13 protein-coding genes are annotated in these 16,819 nt (G+C 61.0%); 9 read left to right on the top strand and 4 right to left on the bottom strand.

Annotation, left to right across the window (positions count from 1 at the left end):
- Positions 1-194: 194 nt before the first annotated feature.
- Positions 195-1,652 (top strand): mycothione reductase, encoded by a 1,458-nt coding sequence (locus tag HMPREF2842_RS01240; RefSeq protein ID WP_070641981.1) that lies wholly within the window; start codon positions 195-197, stop codon positions 1,650-1,652.
- Between the two features lie 140 nt (positions 1,653-1,792).
- Here the strand turns inward: HMPREF2842_RS01240 and HMPREF2842_RS01235 are convergent, their stop codons facing one another.
- Both HMPREF2842_RS01235 and HMPREF2842_RS01230 read right to left on the bottom strand, forming a co-directional pair.
- The gene (locus HMPREF2842_RS01235) at positions 1,793-3,955 is read right to left on the bottom strand and encodes an AMP-dependent synthetase/ligase (RefSeq protein ID WP_070641980.1); all 2,163 of its coding nucleotides are present in this window, start codon (positions 3,953-3,955) and stop codon (positions 1,793-1,795) included.
- Positions 3,956-4,107: 152 nt separating this feature from the next.
- Positions 4,108-4,974: an alpha/beta hydrolase gene (locus HMPREF2842_RS01230; protein ID WP_070641979.1), complete on the bottom strand. Its 867-nt coding sequence runs from the start codon at positions 4,972-4,974 to the stop codon at positions 4,108-4,110.
- 226 nt (positions 4,975-5,200) lie between these two features.
- Here HMPREF2842_RS01230 and HMPREF2842_RS01225 point away from each other — a divergent pair, with 226 nt between their 5' ends.
- On the top strand, positions 5,201-5,950 hold the full coding sequence (locus tag HMPREF2842_RS01225; RefSeq protein ID WP_070641978.1) for a lysophospholipid acyltransferase family protein: 750 nt from the start codon (positions 5,201-5,203) through the stop codon (positions 5,948-5,950).
- 322 nt (positions 5,951-6,272) lie between these two features.
- Positions 6,273-7,637, top strand: a complete 1,365-nt coding sequence (locus HMPREF2842_RS01220) for a class II 3-deoxy-7-phosphoheptulonate synthase (protein WP_070641976.1) — start codon at positions 6,273-6,275, stop codon at positions 7,635-7,637.
- Between the two features lie 169 nt (positions 7,638-7,806).
- On the opposite strand, the gene HMPREF2842_RS01215 is transcribed toward HMPREF2842_RS01220, so the two are convergent.
- Positions 7,807-9,507 carry a serine/threonine protein kinase gene (locus tag HMPREF2842_RS01215; RefSeq protein WP_246823127.1) on the bottom strand — a complete coding sequence of 567 codons (1,701 nt, stop codon included), beginning with the start codon at positions 9,505-9,507 and terminating at the stop codon, positions 7,807-7,809.
- A gap of 249 nt (positions 9,508-9,756) precedes the next feature.
- On the opposite strand from HMPREF2842_RS01215, the gene HMPREF2842_RS01210 reads away from it, so the two are divergent.
- Positions 9,757-10,125 carry an Rv2175c family DNA-binding protein gene (locus HMPREF2842_RS01210; RefSeq protein WP_005506572.1) on the top strand — a complete coding sequence of 123 codons (369 nt, stop codon included), beginning with the start codon at positions 9,757-9,759 and terminating at the stop codon, positions 10,123-10,125.
- Between the two features lie 90 nt (positions 10,126-10,215).
- On the opposite strand, the gene HMPREF2842_RS01205 is transcribed toward HMPREF2842_RS01210, so the two are convergent.
- Positions 10,216-11,448 carry a polyprenyl synthetase family protein gene (locus HMPREF2842_RS01205; RefSeq protein ID WP_070641971.1) on the bottom strand — a complete coding sequence of 411 codons (1,233 nt, stop codon included), beginning with the start codon at positions 11,446-11,448 and terminating at the stop codon, positions 10,216-10,218.
- 185 nt (positions 11,449-11,633) lie between these two features.
- Between HMPREF2842_RS01205 and dinB the strand changes: the two genes are divergently transcribed.
- The 5 genes from dinB to HMPREF2842_RS01180 all read left to right on the top strand — a co-directional run bounded on the left by dinB (position 11,634) and on the right by HMPREF2842_RS01180 (position 16,775).
- On the top strand, positions 11,634-13,013 hold the full coding sequence (gene dinB, locus HMPREF2842_RS01200; protein ID WP_070641970.1) for a DNA polymerase IV: 1,380 nt from the start codon (positions 11,634-11,636) through the stop codon (positions 13,011-13,013).
- A 172-nt stretch (positions 13,014-13,185) separates the two neighbouring features.
- Positions 13,186-13,587 (top strand): DUF3040 domain-containing protein, encoded by a 402-nt coding sequence (locus tag HMPREF2842_RS01195; RefSeq protein ID WP_005506566.1) that lies wholly within the window; start codon positions 13,186-13,188, stop codon positions 13,585-13,587.
- 552 nt (positions 13,588-14,139) lie between these two features.
- Positions 14,140-14,571 (top strand): division/cell wall cluster transcriptional repressor MraZ, encoded by a 432-nt coding sequence (gene mraZ, locus HMPREF2842_RS01190; protein WP_005507741.1) that lies wholly within the window; start codon positions 14,140-14,142, stop codon positions 14,569-14,571.
- Positions 14,572-14,672: 101 nt separating this feature from the next.
- Positions 14,673-15,737 (top strand): 16S rRNA (cytosine(1402)-N(4))-methyltransferase RsmH, encoded by a 1,065-nt coding sequence (gene rsmH, locus HMPREF2842_RS01185; protein WP_070641969.1) that lies wholly within the window; start codon positions 14,673-14,675, stop codon positions 15,735-15,737.
- 21 nt (positions 15,738-15,758) lie between these two features.
- On the top strand, positions 15,759-16,775 hold the full coding sequence (locus HMPREF2842_RS01180; protein WP_070641968.1) for a cell division protein FtsL: 1,017 nt from the start codon (positions 15,759-15,761) through the stop codon (positions 16,773-16,775).
- Positions 16,776-16,819 lie beyond the last annotated feature (44 nt).

The following is a 16,819-nucleotide window of genomic DNA, read 5'->3' as shown; positions in this document are numbered from 1 at the left end:
TTTTCAGCGCTGTGTTCTCAGTGCTGTGGTTCTTTGGGACGGTGCACCTTTCGCATATCCGTCAACATTGACACCAGATAGTGGGAATAGCCGGAAGCTTCCACGCGTTATAGTGGCAGTAACAGAAATAACCCCGCCATCGAGGGGCACGCTGGGAACGAGCCCAGCCTCAACACCAACAACGAGAGGACCACATGAGCATCGAGAACGTAGAACGCATTGACGGCGTAGCACAATACGACCTCATCGTCATCGGCTCCGGATCCGGCAACACCCTCATCGGCCCCGAATGGGACGACAAGAAGGTCGCCCTTATCGACGGCGGTATCTTCGGCGGCACCTGCCTGAACGTTGGCTGCATCCCCACCAAGATGTACGTCTACCCGGCGACCATCGCGCAGAAGACCCGCGAGGTCAAGCACCTGGGCGTCGACGCACACGTAGACGCCGTGCACTGGGCGCAGATTCGTGACCGCATCTTCGCCTCCCGCATCGACCAGATCTCTGAAGGTGGCCGCGACTGGCGTGCCGGTCTGCCCAACGTCGATTTCTACGACCAGTACGCGCGCTTCGTCGGCTCCCACACCGTTGAGCTGACCGACGGCACCCGCCTGCAGGGCCGCCAGATTGTCATTGCGGCAGGTTCGCGCGCCGTGTTGCCTCCCGTGCCCGGTATCGACTCCTCTAAGGTCTACACCAATGACAACGTCATGCGCCTGGACGAGCTGCCCGCCCGCATGGTCGTCATCGGTGGCGGCGTGATTGCGGCAGAATTCTCCCACGTTTTCTCCGCATTCGGCACCGAAGTAACCCAGCTGAACCGCTCCTCCCGCCTGCTGCGCGGCGTGGATGAAGAGGTCGTGGCACGCTTCGAAGAAGCCGCAAGCAAGCAGTGGAACATCGTCAAGGATGCGTCCCTCTCCGAGATCCGTGAGAACGCCGACGGCAGCGTAACCGTCGTAGCGAAGCGCACCACCGAGAACGGTGAAGAACTGCTCGAAATCCCGGCAGACGCTGTGCTCGTAGCAACCGGTCGCCGCCCCAACACCGACACCCTCAACGCAAAGAACTACTTCGACGTGCAGGACGGCGGTCAGCTCAGCGTCGATAAGTACCAGCGCGTGCTCTACAACGGTGCACCCGTACCCGGTGTCTACGCCCTCGGCGACGTCTCCAGCCGCTACCAGCTCAAGCACGTGGCAAACCACGAGGCCCGCGTTGTGCAGCACAACCTCAGCCACCCCGAGGACCTGCGTGCCAGCGACCACCGCTACGTACCCGCCGCGGTCTTCAGCAACCCGCAGATTGCCGTGGTCGGCATGACCGAAGAGCAGGCGCGCCAGGCCGCTGAGCGTGAAGGCTTTGAGATCACCGTCAAGGCACAGAACTTTGGCGACACCGCCTACGGCTGGGCAATGGAAGACAAGATCGGCCTGTGCAAGCTGATTGCCCGCAAGGACAACGGTGAGCTGCTCGGTGCACACCTGGTCGGTGAAGAGTCCTCCGTGCTCATCCAGCCGCTCCTGCAGGCAATGAGCTTCGGCATGGATGCGCGCACCCTCGCACGCGGCCAGTACTGGATTCACCCGGCACTGACCGAAATCGTTGAGAACGCGCTGCTCGGTCTGGAATTCGACGAGCCCGCAAACTAAGAACCCGCCATCTAACGACGGCTAGATAACGTCCGAAAATCGAGGTTTCTAGCGAACAAACAGAGAGGAGGGGATCGTACCTAAGCGGTACGACCCCCTCCTCTCGTGTATGGCCTCTCGTTAATGGTGGCCAGAGCCGGTTATGCCTTGTCGCTGTCAGACTTCTGAGAGCTCTGCTGCGCGGGCTTCTCAGAGGACTTCTCAGCGGGAGCGGCTGCGGAAGAGTCCTCAGTGGAAGAATCCTCGGCGGAAGAGTCCTTATCCTTCTCTTCATGAGGCTTCTGCATCATTTCGGCGGTCTGCTCACGCAGCTCCTCAAACTTCTCAGCCGCCTGCTCACGCAGCTCGGCAAGACGCTCCGCCTGGTGGTCCGCGTACTCGTGCAGACGCTCTGCCGCCTGCTCACGCAGTTCAGCGAACTTCTCAGACTGCTCCGCCGCGTACTCCTGCAGGCGAGCCAAAGAATCCGACGTGCTATCGGAAACCTTGCCGTACATCTCATCCACGTAGGAGGAGAAGTCCTGCAGAATCTTCGCGCGGCGCAACTTCTGCGAAGGAGTCAGATAGCCGTCCGCCTCGGTCAGATCGCGGTTCATAATGCGGAACTCGCGAATACCCTCAGCGCGGGAAACCAACTGGTTCGCCTCGTCCACGAGCTTCTGAACTGCAGCACGAACCGCCGGGTGAACAGCAGCCTCCGGGATGGAGAGCGAACGCGGCAGACCCAAGTGCTCCAACTGCTCGGGCAGGGTATCCGGATCCAGGGTCACCAGAGCCGCAACGAACGGCTTCTCATCGCCTACCAGCATCGCCTGAGAAACCAGGGGAGAGGTACGAAGATGAGTCTCCGCAATACCCGGAATCACGTTCTTACCGCCGGCGGTGACAATGATTTCCTTCTTGCGGCCCACAATCTTCAGGTAGCCGCGCTCATCGAAATGAGCCAGGTCACCGGTACGGAACCAGCCGTCCTCAGTGAACGCCTGAGCGTCCTCTTCGGGGTTCTTGTAGTAGCTGCTAATCACGCCCACGCCGCGGACCAGGAGCTCGCCGTCCTCAGCAATATAGCCTTCGGAACCGGGGATGAGCGGGCCAATCATGCCAATCTGGTACGGGTTGATGCGGCCAGCCGCAATCGGGGCGCAGGTCTCGGTCAGGCCGTAACCCTCAACCACCTGCACACCCACCGCGTGGAAGAAGTGCGCCAGGCGCTCGCCGAGGGGACCGCCGCCGGAGACCGCGTAGCGCAGCTCGCCGCCCAGAGCCGCACGCAGCTTCGAGTAGACCAGCTTGTCGTAGAGAGCGTACTGCGCCGCCAGCTTCAGCGGGACACGGCCCTCAACCTTCGCCTGTGACCAGCGCACCGCAATATCGGTGGAACGCTCAAAGAGCGACTTATTGAACTTGCCGCCCTTAGCCGCCTTCGCCATGGCGCCCTCGTACACCTTCTCAAAGACGCGGGGCACCACCAGCAGCATGGTCGGCTTGAAGCTATCCAAGTCAGCAGCCAGGTTCTTAATATTGGGGGAGTGACCGATGACCAGACCGGCATCCAGTGCCAGCACCTGAATCAGACGCGCCAGAACGTGCGCCAGCGGCAAGAAAAGAATGGAGGAGTTGCGGGAGTTCGCAATCTCGGGTTCGACCATTTTGGTGTTGACACTCAGGTTTAGGAAGTGGCCGTGAGTCAGCGCGCAACCCTTGGGGCGGCCGGTCGTGCCGGAGGTATACACAATGGTCGCGATGTCATCACAGCCGGCAGCGGAACGTACCTGCTCCAGCTGCTCATCGCTCACCTCGGACGCGCGAGCGCTGAGGGCATCAAGGTCGCCGTTCTCAATGACCCAGCGGTGCTTGAGCTGGCACGGTTCAGAAGTGGAAGCGGCGTATTCTTCAGCCTCAGCCACACGATTCAGGAGCTTCTCATCCTCGACGAAGATGGCGACAGCCTCAGAATGGGACAGCGCCCATGCAGCCTGGGCGGCAGCGTTCGTCTCATATACCGGCACGGAGACAGCACCGGCATACCAGATGGCGAAGTCAATGACGGTCCACTCGAAGCGGGTGCGGCTCATAATGCCCACACGGTCACCCGGGCGGATACCCGCAGCAATCATGCCCTTAGCCAGGTCGGTCACCATCTGGTGGAACTGCTGGGCTCGAACCGGCTGCCAGTTACCCGGCGACATCTGACGGCGGTACAGCACCGGGTTGGAGCTATCGGCTCGGTGGCGCTCAACAATGCTTGTCAGGTTCAGCGAGGGGTCGACAAGAACCTCAGCGGGAGTGGAGAAGACTTTCATAATGCGCCTTTCAAATCAGGGCGTAAGCTCGGGCGGTCCGGTGCCGCGGGCTGTCCTCGATTTCTCGAGGTGCCGTGATGGCTTTCTGAGTGTTCTGTCCACCGCGGCGGGTGATGCATTCGCCGGTGTGCAGCGGGCGGAACTGTCAGAATTTAGTGGTTTAGTGATGCGACAAAAGCTTGAACAGTAGAGAGAAGATACTCGGCGTCGTAGTCGAGCGTTGCCACATGGTAGCTGCGGGTCAGCCACCTAAATTCTACAGGAACTGAACAATGTTCGAGAAAATATTTATGGGAGCTATCCGACACAGTATGATCGCCCAGTGAACGCAAATACAGAACCGGCGACTTCAACTGCGGGATCAGAGCACGAGTCTCAGCACCCAAAAGATGTAGCTGATGCACTGCTGCCGTTGGAACGATAGAATACGCGCCCTCGCTCACACCCGGAACCGCAATATCAGACCCGATCGCCTTGAGCACCGGCAGAACCTTCGACACCTTACCGGCGTGACGCATCATCGGGTTCACATCCACCATGTAGGGGTTGATGAGTACCGTACCCGCCACCGGCAGGCGCGCCGACAGATGGGTCGCCACCGTGCCGCCCATCGACATACCAACGACCACCACACGCAGACCCTGATCGGCTAGGCGACGGTACCCCTGCTCGGCAGAAGCTAGCCACTGCTCATAGGTGCTATCGCGCAAATCTTTCCAATGAGTACCGTGACCGGTCAGCAACGGCATCTCCACCGCATACCCGAGCTCCATAAAATGCTGAGCCAACGGGCGCATGCTATGCGGTGAACCCGTAAAACCGTGCACCAGCAAAATACCCACAGAATGCTGCGCCGGGTCAGGACTAAAAGAAACGGGGGAGTGATCGAACGCTTCCTGGTCGCCCTCGAGGCGACGCGCCAGGGAGTCCTTAACATTTTGGGTCGCTAGAAGCCTGCGCTCGCGAGCCTTGCGGCGCATCCGCTTGAGCGGCTCCAACGAGTTATCAAAAATGCTCATGGTCCTCCTTAGCCAACCTGCGCGAATATGAACGCAGGTGCAGGCTCTATAGCGTACCCCGACCGGCTACCGCGGGCACAGCGCCGATGCTGGTATATCGCCTCCAGCGCACCCAATACACCGGTGCGCAGAAAAATCGTTCTCTTTTCTTTAATTATCGCGCGTTCTCTCGCGCCTCTCCAGACACGCTAGAATTGAGCCGGGAACATTCAGAGAGGAGACCCCAATGCCTAACACCGCCCTCTACTCAACGCTCAAGGTTCTTGGCTCACCCCTGCTGCAGGGACTGTACCACCACGACGTGGTTGGCCTGGAAAACCTGCCCGAGGGACCCTACATTGTTGCCAGCAACCACCTGGCATTCTGCGACTCCATTTTTATTCCTCTCGCCATGCCTCGCACCGTGAATTTCCTCGCCAAGAGCGACTACTTCACTACCCCCGGCGTGAAGGGGCGCGCCATGGCGGCGTTCTTCCGCGGTGTTGGTCAGCTTCCCATGGACCGCTCCGGCGGTCAGAAGAGCCAGGAATCCCTCAACGCCGGTGCGCAGGTCCTTAAGGACGGCGGCGTTATCGGTATCTACCCTGAAGGTACCCGTAGCCCCGACGGACGAGGTTACCGCCCCAAAGTTGGTGTTGCCCGCCTCGCCCTGGAAACCGGCGTGCCCGTAGTTCCCGTCGGCCAGATCGGTACCGACCTGATTCAGCCCTCCGGCTCGAACCGTATTCGCCTGCGCCACGACGGCAAGCCCATTCAGGTGCGCACCATCATCGGCAAGCCTCTCACCTTCGAGGAATACACCGACGGATCGGACCTGAGCCACCGCGTTCAGCGCGAGATTGCCGACCGTATTGGCTCAGAAATTCGCGCCCTGAGCGGCCAGGTATACGTGGACGTGTACGCCGACCGCGTCAAGAAGCTCATGGCTGATAAGAACATGAGCGCTGACGAAGCTATCGCGCACCTGCAGCACTAGACCTGCAGTACTAGACATTGAGACAGTACCCCAAACGGGTGCGCACATACGCCAGAGGGCGGGATGCGGTACGCGCCGCATCCCGCCCTTTCGTATGCCGTTCTGCAACGGCACTTATCAACCCGCTTATCGCCGATACCGGGTGGCGCTATCTAAACATGTGAGATGTACCTGACTGCAGGGTTAGGGGATGAAGCAAGCAAGAGTACAATTAGTCTATTCATCCCTGAGAACCACGTGCACGTACGCCGAACACGGCGCACCGGGCACCCGGACCAGGGCTGAACCAGAAAACGCACAAGACCATCCCGATGGAGTGAAGATGAGCAACCAAAACCTCAGCACCTCGCAGGCCCCCGACCACGGCCTGGACACCTGGCGCGAGCTGCACATTGACCAGCAGCCCACCTGGAGCGAGCACGAAGATTTTGAAAGCACCATCGCCGAACTGAACTCGGTGCCCCCGCTCGTCTTCGCCGGTGAGGTCGACGCCATGCGCCAGGCACTCGGTGAGGTTGCTGAAGGCCGCGCATTCCTCCTGCAGGGCGGTGACTGTGCAGAAACCTTCGCGGGCGCAACCGCCGACAAGATCTCCGGCCGCGTCAAGACCATCCTGCAGATGTCTGCAGTGCTCACCTACGGCGCCTCCATGCCCGTGGTGAAGATGGGCCGTATGGCGGGTCAGTTCTCCAAGCCGCGCTCCGCAGACATGGAAACCCGCGGCGACGTCACCCTGCCCTCCTTCCGCGGCGAAACCGTCAACGGTTTCGACTTCACCCCCGAAGCACGCGTGCACGACCCCAAGCGCATGTTGCGCGGCTACCACACCAGCGCCTCCACCCTGAACCTGGTGCGCGCCTTCACCAAGGGCGGCTTCGCAGACCTGCGCGCCGTACACCAGTGGAACCGCGGCTTCACCTCCAACCCCGCGCATGAGCGCTACGAGAAGACTGCCAGCGAAATTGGTCGCGCCCTCAAGTTCATGGAAGCCTGCGGCGTTAACTTCGATGCACTCAAGACCACCGACATGTACGTCGGCCACGAAGCCCTGGTAATGGACTACGAGCGTGCCCTCACCCGCATCGACTCGCGCACCCAGCTACCCTACGACACCTCCGCACACTTCCTGTGGATTGGCGAGCGCACCCGCGGCGTCAACGACGCACACGTGGACTTCCTCTCCAAGGTCCGCAACCCCATCGGCGTGAAGCTGGGCCCGACCACCACCGCAGAGGATGCACTCGCACTGATCGATAAGCTCGACCCGAACCGCGAACCCGGCCGCCTGACCTTCATCACCCGCATGGGCGCAAAGAACATCCGCGAGAAGCTGCCCGCAATCGTTGAGGGCGTGCAGGCTGAAGGCGCGAAGGTCGTCTGGGTCACCGACCCGATGCACGGCAACACCATCTCCGTGCCCTCCGGCTACAAGACCCGCCGCTTCGACGACGTGCTCGACGAGGTTCGCGGCTTCTTCGAGGTGCATGAGGCACTGGGTTCGTTCCCCGGCGGTATCCACGTGGAAATGACCGGCGACGACGTGACCGAATGCCTGGGCGGCTCCGACGCCATCGACGAGGCAGCACTGGCTGACCGCTACGAGTCCCTGTGCGACCCGCGTCTGAACCACTCGCAGTCCCTGGAAATCGCGTTCCTGGTCTCCGAGTACCTCAAGAACCGCGCATAAAACGTTCATGCGCCTCGCCGTACTAGTCGGTGAGAAATAGCAGAAAAAACAATGCCCGGGTCTTCATTCATCGTGAATGAAGACCCGGGCATTGCGTTTAACCTGCGCGCTGCAAATACGAGGACAGAGTGCACAGACGAGGACGGAGTGCTCGAGTAGGGGAGCACTACTAGAAGGTCAGGAACGCCTCAATATTGCGCCACCACTGCGACTGCACCAGCGAGGTCGCAAGCCACCAACCGGTAAAGCTCGAACCCATGCCCAGCAGAATCAGCGCCAGAGCCCAACCGCCCACCGCCATACCCGAGGGCGGGGTCCTAAACTGCTTGGCGGGTAGGCGAGGATCCTTCTGCGAAGACTGCTCGGATTCCTGAGAAGAAGCGGCCTCCTCTGCCGGTGAAGCCTCCGACGCGCTCGCCGCTCCCTTAGACTTCGAACGACGCGTACCGGAAGGACTCAACGAACGCTCCGCATGAATTGGGGCGTACTCGCCATGAGCTGAGATGAACTCCTGCTCCGTCTGCGGGCCAATACCAACGGACTGAGTCAGCGGGCCCTTCGCCGCGGCGGTACGGCGGCTCATGAATGAGCCCAGACCACGCTTGCCGGATTTGCCCTTTGAATCTTCCTGCTCCTGATCAGTGTCAGAATAGTCATTATCGGAGGCAGAACTCACCAGAGGCGGAATGCCCTGGCGGTTGAGCACGGAGTCCTCAGCATCCACGTCGGCAAGGTGCACGCCCTGACCCGCCGTCGAAGCATCGTACACGAGGCTGTCGGGGGAGTAGACATCGTAGGCGAGCAAATCGCGGGCATCGCTAAAAGCACTAATCGGGGTGTTACGCACCATCTGCGCGGCACCGCTACGCTCCGCAATATCGGCAACAGCCTCCCAAAGGGGAAGCTCCGGCTCCGGGCACGAGGGGGCACGCCAAGCACGCTCAGACTCACCCAACGACTCAGAAATCTCCAGCAGAGCCGTGAACAGCTCGGTCGCATCCTCCGGGCGGGCGTGAGGCTGCTTGCGGGTACACCACGAAATCAGCCCCGCAATATCGCGGTCCGCACCCGGCGCGACATCGGTCAGCGCGGGCATCTCAATATTGGCGTTGTGGTAGAGCACCTGCTGGTCATTCTCCAGACCCACAAAGGGCAGACGACCTGAAAGCATGCGGTACATCATCACGCCGAGCGCAAAAATATCAGCCTGCGCGCCGACCTTCACCTTCGGATCCAGAACCTCCGGCGCCACGTAGGCGGGGGTGCCCATGGGGGCGCCCGCATCCACCTGATCGTCACGGCGGGAAAGACCAAAGTCCGTGAGCTTCACCTGGCCGTTAGCGTCGAGAAGAATATTGCCCGGCTTGATATCGCCGTGCAGGTAGCGGTTCGCGTGAACCTCCGAGAGCGCCTCCACCACCGGAATGAGGATATCCAGAGCCTCACCCAGAGACAGCGCATTACGCACACGTAGCAGCTGGCTCAGCGTACAACCGTGCACGTACTCGAGCACGATATACATGACCATCTGGCCCGAAAAATATTCGGTACCCGACGAAATCACGCCCACCGTATGCCCGCCGCCACCCACCTGGCGCATCGAGCGCTCCTCACGGTGGAACTTCTGACGGTTCGCTGCATCCTCAGCCAAAGCGGGGGAGAGAACCTTGAGAGCAACCGGGTTATTCGACCACAGGTCCAGCGCATAATACACCTCGCTCATGCCGCCGCGGCCAATAAGCGAACCCACCTGGTAGTGACCCTCAATAATGGCGCCACTGAGCCACTGCGAAGAACCAATAGCGGTATCCGGGGCAGCGGGACGAGTGGCGGGAGGAACAGGAGTATTTGCAGAAGAACGAGGGTTCACAGGAGAAATCCGGCGTGGGCTGGGAGTATTCATACGTCTCAACATTTTAGCCCGCCCACCTGGGCAGAAGCGATGCCAAAGGGCGCCGGGCAGGTGAACACTCAGCGAATTCTTACAAAGTGCCGGTGGACCCGACTCCACCGCAAGAACAACGGACAGGGCACAAGAACGAAAGATATATGGCAAGGCTCCAAAGCCTGCGGCGGGTCAAAAGTGGTAAATACGTGTCAGCTCTGGCACTCTTAAAAGGTGACTAACGAAAATATTGCTCAGACCTTCGCCCTCGTCGGCGATTGGGTAACTATCCCCGAAATTGCGCAGGCACTCGACCTGAAGGTGACCCGCGTTCACAACCTGATTTCTGACGGTACGCTCATCGCTCTGCGCGATCCGGAAACCAACGTGCGCAAGGTACCCGCACTGTTCATGAACGGTTCGCGAGTACTCGAATCCCTCAAGGGCACCCTCGCTGTCCTGAAGGACTCCGGCTTTAGCGATGAAGAAGCTATCGTGTGGCTGTACACCAGCGACGAGTCCCTGCCCGGCCGTCCCATCGACGCGCTGATTGACGGTCGTAAGACTGAGATCCGTCGCCGTGCGCAGGCACTGGCTTGGTAATAGCGGCTCAGAACTATAGCTAAATACGTTGAGGCGGCATACTTCGGTATGCCGCCTCAACTTGTTTAACGTTCTAACTGTGTTGAACCTCTACGCCTTACGACGCAGGGCACGGCCCACGATATCGGTCAGTGCCGCATGCGTCAGCTCGTCCAGGTTCATCGCCTCCAGTGCCTCAAACACAGCCTGAGCCTTCTGCTCAATCAGCTGCTCATGCTTGGCGAAAGCGCTCGAAGAAACCATCAGGTCGCGGATGCGCTCCACCTGCTCATCGCTCAGCTCGGGGTTGCCCAGGCTATCGTGCAGGAGTGCCGCATCGCTCTCAGAAATAGCGGCGGAGGTGAGTGCCACCAGCACGGTGCGCTTACCCTCACGCAGGTCATCGCCAGCGGGCTTACCGGTTACCTCGGGCTGACCGAAGACGCCCAGCTCGTCATCACGCAGCTGGAAGCCCTCACCCAGCGGCAGGCCGAACGCACGGTAGCCGGCAAGTACCGGGTGCTGCTCGCTCACGGCACCGGCACCGCTCTCCAGCGCGGCAGCTTGCAGAGCCAGAGCACCACCAATCGTGAAGGGGTGCTCGCACGAGTACTTGGCGGACTTGAAACGAATCACGTTCAGGGCACGCTGCAGAGCCGCCTGAGCGTCCTCGGTTTCGAGAACCTCGGAGTAGACATCCAGATACTGACCCGCTAGAACCTCGGTGCGCATCCGGTCAAAAATAGTGCGCGCAGGGGCGCCATAAATCGCTCCCTCACCCAGGGATGCGAAAACCTCGGCAGACCACGCCAGGGTCAGATCGCCGGCAAGAATACCGCCGGTCAGACCGTAGTTGAAAGCATCACCGCGCCAACTATTCTGCTCGTGCGCCGCTTCGAAACGCTTGTGCACGGAGGGAGCGCCGCGGCGGGTATCGGAGCGGTCGATAATGTCGTCGTGAATCAGCGCGGAGGTCTGGAACAGCTCCACCGCCATGCCGGCCTTCACAATAGACCAGGATGCGCGGTTCTCGGTTACGGGTGCGCCGCCGGCACCTCGCCAACCCCAGTAGCTCAACAGGGCACGCAGGCGCTTGCCGCCGGTGGAGAGGGACTCAATAGCCTCCAGCAGGGGTAGAGTCTCAGAAGAAATGCCCTCGAGTAGCTCGCGCTGGCGGGTAAAAAACTCAGCCATGAGAGTGTCAAAAGCGTGCAGGTAGGCTCGCTGCTCTTCAGCAATACGCTCGGCGAGGTGCGCAGAATCCGCCGGGATATTCGGTGCCGCTACGGTGAGGCTCTCGGTCGCCTGGAGAGTGGGTGCTCCGGAAGGAGAAGGGGGAGTCATACTATCCTCGCTGATGGTTGCTGTGTACGGTCCTGATGCCGTGCGGTGTGCACTTCTTCTAGCTTAGTGGAGAAAAGCCTGAGAGAACGCATTTACGAACACGTTTACGATATATTACCCCTAGTATTCGTAGAAATGTGCTATATTTTTGGTGGGTGGGCGTAGAAGCTATGAGAGGAGGCGACATGGGGCAGACGCGAACCTGCAAGAACAGCGGCGCAAGGAGGGGCCGCGTCATTATGCACCTGGACATGGACGCCTTCTTCGTCAACGTCGAACTCCTCGAAAACCCCGCTCTGCGCGGTGAGCCCATTATCGTGGCGCCCCTGGGTCCCCGCTCGGTCGTATGCTCCGCCTCCTACGAGGCACGCGCCCACGGAGTGCGCTCCGGCATGCCGCTCAGCCGCGCCCGAAACCTCAGCCCCAACGCCACCGTCCTGCCGCTGCGCGGCGACTACCGCCACTACTCCCGCGCCGTCATGGCAATCCTTCACGACCTGAGCCCCTACGTTGAGCAGGTCAGCGTGGATGAAGCCTTCGTAGACCTCACCGGCGCCTACCTGCACGGCCAAGACCCCGTCGCCCTGGCGCAGCGCGCTCGCGACCGCATCGCGCAGGAGCTCTCCCTGCCCTCCTCCGCGGGGGTGGCGCCCAATAAACTACTCGCCAAAATGGCGTCCACCGGTAGTAAGCCGAACGGGCTGTGGGTCATTCCGCCCGAGCGCGTTCAAGAATTTCTTGACCCGAGAAAAGTCTCCGACCTGTGGGGAGTGGGTGCGAAAAGTACCGAGCAGCTCTCCCGATACGGTATTCACACCATTGCCCAGATGAGGTCCATGAGCCTGGATTGGCTCAAAGAACGCTTCGGTGCCGCCCAGGGCGAGCACCTCTGGGCCATGGCGCGCGGCATTGACGAACGCCCCGTGATCACCGAGCGCGAAGAGAAAAGCATGGGTGGCGAGCACACCTTCGAGACGGATACGACCGATGCCCAGGAGGTGAGCGCTGCTATTCGGGAGCTGAGTCTCAAGCTGGGAAAGCGCCTGCGATCCGCGGGGAAACTCGCCGGAGGGCTCAGCCTCAAAATCCGCTACAGCACCTTCGAAACGCACACCCGCGCTATCCCACTAAACGTGCCCGTGGACTCCGGCATGCAGATCGCCTCCCTGGCGTTGGAAGCCCTGCGAGCAGATGAAATTCTGGTGGGTCAGGAGGCGCCACGCGCCCTGCGACTCATCGGAGTGCGCGCCGAAAAACTCGCCCGCGCCGAAGACGGGGTGCAGCAGACCCTCTTTGATGCCATCGAGAACGCGGCAAGCTCACGGTCCGCACAAACTGCCTCCCCACAACGAGGCGGCGGGGGAGCGGACAATAGCCCGCAGAACGGTACTCGCTCGGGAGCTGGCGCTCACTCGGGGTCTGCTGCCCGCCTCGTGAAGAGCGGCAGATGGTCCGAGGTTGAGCACGTCATGGACGCGATTCACCGTAAGTACTCACAGGAAAGCCTCAAGCCAGCCTCCGGAGTTACCGCGCCCGAGAAGAGCATTGACGAAAAGAGGTCATAAAGAGCTTCTGTCCGAAAAAAGAATGCGCCAACCCCACCCCGCGCGGTACGATGGGAAACATACGACCGGAAACATCCAGCGGGAAGAAGCGCCCACCGCGCCAGCTGATGCACTAGCTAACCCGGCTGATACCGACGTCATCTTGAGTAGCGACACCTCAAAGGAGAAAACGATGGCACTGTCCGAGCGTGAACAGAAGGTTCTGGACCAGCTCGAAGAACTCATGAGCAATGAGGACCCGCACTTTGCCTCCTCCATGTCTTCAACCGGCAATACTGCGCCGGTTTTTAGTGCTCGCCATTTGGCTCTCGGTATTCTCTTCGTTCTCATCGGCCTGGGCATCATTATTGGCGCGGTCGCATCTAACATGATTTGGTTGGGCGTATTTGGCTTCCTCTTCGCGGCCGGTGGTGTGTACTTTGCGACTACCAGCAAGAAGACCCCGGTCGACTCCTTCCTCGGCGGTAAGGCAGAGGGCGCAGCTCGCGTGCGTCAGCGCGAGCAGAAGGAGCGTTCCTCCTTCATGAATCGTCTGGAGGACCGCTGGGACGAACGCAATAACGGCCAGTTCTAGTACTGCTTTGGTGCAATAGTTTTTCCCAGCAGTTTTTCCTTAGGCGAGTATCCGTACTCTCTAGGGACCCAAGACTTCATCAAGACTTCACAGGCGGAAGGTAAGAATTCTCTTACCTTCCGCTTTTTCTATGCCCGAAATAGTGAAGCGTGGATGCTTTATGAAAGCTGGTAGACGGGTCACGCCGATTCCTGAAGCTTGCCCTGTTATTGAGCCTTTACTTGAGCCGGGGTATGGCAGGCATGCTGAGGGTATTACGCTGAGCGGACACGCCCGAAGCTGTGTAGAAGCTGTGCGTCAGCGTTAAAAATGCAGGAGAGAGCATAAAAACACTAAAAGATGCTCTGCCGGGTGGGGTGGGTGGTGGAAAGTGGGGTAAAGTGGAGGGGAAAGCTGAAAGTCAGTCCTATCGTCGTGCCCTCAAACACGCGGCGGAGGCACCGGTCCGGCACACCCCGCCACCGGCACCTGCAGGATTGTGGAGCAACCCCGCTCCCGCAGACTTCAGCACATCGGCACACGTCAGGGGCACACATCGGGGAGGTGAAGTGAATGTTCTTAGGTACCTACTCACCACGAATGGACGCCAAAGGACGCATCATCCTTCCCGCCAAATTCCGTGAGGAACTCTCAGCAGGCCTCGTTCTGACCCGCGGTCAAGAACGATGCCTGTACGTTTTCCCCGCCGCAGAATTTGAACGCATCCACGAACGGATGCGCACCGCGCCCCTGCCCGGACGAGCCGCCCGAGACTTCCTGCGAGTTTTCCTCTCCGGAGCCTCAGACGAACTGCCCGACAAGCAGGGACGCATCACCATCCCGCCGATACTGCGCCAATACGCAGGACTGACCGACAACCTCGTCGTCATCGGATCCGGTACCCGCGCAGAAATCTGGGATGCCGCCGCCTGGGAGGAATACCTCGCCCGCACCGAAGCTGAATTCGCCTCCCTCGACGAGGACCCGTTCAGCCCGCTGCTCTAACCGGCATCCCGCCGACGCGACGGCTACCGCCCCGGCATCTCTAGCACCCGCACCACTCTTCCGTAAGCCTTCCCGCAGGACAAACTCTCACAGGAGCACCCATGAGCGTAGAACACGCCCCCGAAACCGGTACGACCGACTCCGGTACTGCCGCCAAGGCCCCCGGCGCATCCATTGAGAACCTCTCCCAGCGTGAAGCCAGCGAACGCCACGTGCCCGTCATGCTGGACCGCTGCATTAACCTGCTGGCACCCGGCATTGAACGCGCCGTCGAGGAGCGCGGCACCGCCTACGTTATTGACGGCACCCTCGGTATGGGTGGCCACTCCGAGGCGCTGCTTGAACGCTTCGAAAACCTTGTGCTGATCGGCATTGACCGCGACCTGCAGGCACACGCCATCGCCGGTGAGCGTCTGGCACGCTTCGGTGACCGCTTCGTACCCGTCCACGCCGTCTACGATGAGATTGACCGCGCCATGGAAGCTGCCGGCGTGCAGGGCATCGACGGCATCCTGATGGACCTGGGTGTCTCCTCCATGCAGCTGGACGAACGCACCCGCGGCTTCGCCTACTCCTACGACGCTCCCCTGGACATGCGCATGAACTCCGAAGACGAGCTCACCGCCCGCATCGTCGTCAACGAATACAGCGAAGACCAGCTGCGCCGCATTATCCGCAACTGGGGCGAAGAGAAGTTCGCATCGCGTATCGCCCGCGCCATCTGCACCGCCCGCGCCAACACGCCCCTGGAAACCACCGGTGAGCTCGTGCGCATTATCCAGAAGGCTGTGCCCGTCGCCGCGCAGCGCACCGGCGGTCACCCCGCCAAGCGCACCTTCCAGGCGTTGCGTATCGAAGTGAACCACGAACTGGAAGCCCTCGAACGCGCCGTACCGGCAGCCCTGGAGGCGCTCAACCTCGGTGGTCGATTCGTCGCCATGAGCTACCACAGCCTCGAAGACAAAATCGTCAAGAGGGCACTGGCCGCAGAGGCAACCTCCAAGGCACCCAAGGGCTTCCCGGTAGAGCTTGAAGAGCACAAGCCCACCGTCAAAATCATTACCCGCGGCGCCGAACCGCCTACCGACGAGGAAATCGAACAGAACTCTCGCGCCGCCAGCGCCAAGCTGCGCGCCGCCGAGAAGATCCGCATCCCCGCCAAGTAGAAGAATAGAAAGCGAAGAAGAGTGAGCACCCAGCACGCATCCCCGCGCCCCACCCGCACCCAGGGCGCCCCGCGGAGTCGACGCGCCGGTTCCTCGCGCCCTGCAGCCGGCACCCCCGGCGCCGTTGGCTCTACCCGCGCATCCTCTACTGGCTCTACCGGCGGCTCTACCGGGGCGAGCCGCGCCTCCACTCGCGCCCACTCCGGTCGCACTCGCACCGCGCGTCTGGAGCCGGTCACCGCCTCCCAGCCGGTGGTCCGCCCCGTCAGCACCGCCGCATCTCACGGTGGTAAGCGCACCTCAACGAACGCGAGCCGTGTTCCCTCGAGCGTCCGTGCGGCAGCACGCACCGAAGAAGCACGCGAAACGAAGCCCAAGCAGCGTAACCCGCTGTCCACTGTGCGCCGCCGAGCCCGTAAGCTCAGCCCGCCCACCATGCTCGCTGTTTTTGCGGCAATTCCGCTGACCCTGATTTTTATTCTGCTGCTTAACGTGCTGATTGTGACCCGACAGTACGACATGGTGGATTTGCGCGCGCAGGAACAGCGCCTCGTGCAGGAGAACCAGGCGCTGCAGCAGGAGATTGGTTTCAAGGAAGCCCCGCAGGATTTGGCGATACGCGCCAGTACCCTGGGCATGTTTGTGAGCTCTTCGCAGGCGACCCTGAACCTGCAGACTTCCACGATTGAGGGCACCCCCGCCCCGGCTGCAAGCCCCACCGGTATTGAAGGATCCAAGCAGGAGAACCTGATTTCGCCGCCGGCAGCGGGTTCGGAAGAAAGCTACGCCAAGGGCATTGTGGATGCTGACAAGTCTGTTCAGCAGCGACACAGCCAGGCGAGCGCTACGGCAAAGGCATCTGCAAGCGCCTCGGCAAGCCCCGCGCAGCAGGCTAACCCCGCCCAGCAGGCCAACCCCGCTCAGCAGGCCAACCCCGCACCGGCGAATAGCGCCCCTGCTAGCCCGGCTGCTTCCGCCGCACCGAGCGCCGCTCAGCAGCCCGCAGCTAGCCCCGCGGCAAGCCAGGTTGCACGATAAACAATATTGACCACAGGATGCGTAGCATCACCGATAGACTAGAC

The organism is Rothia sp. HMSC069C10 (assembly GCF_001812205.1).
GTDB lineage: Bacteria > Actinomycetota > Actinomycetes > Actinomycetales > Micrococcaceae > Rothia > Rothia mucilaginosa.
This window is presented reverse-complemented; position numbering and strand designations above follow the sequence as displayed.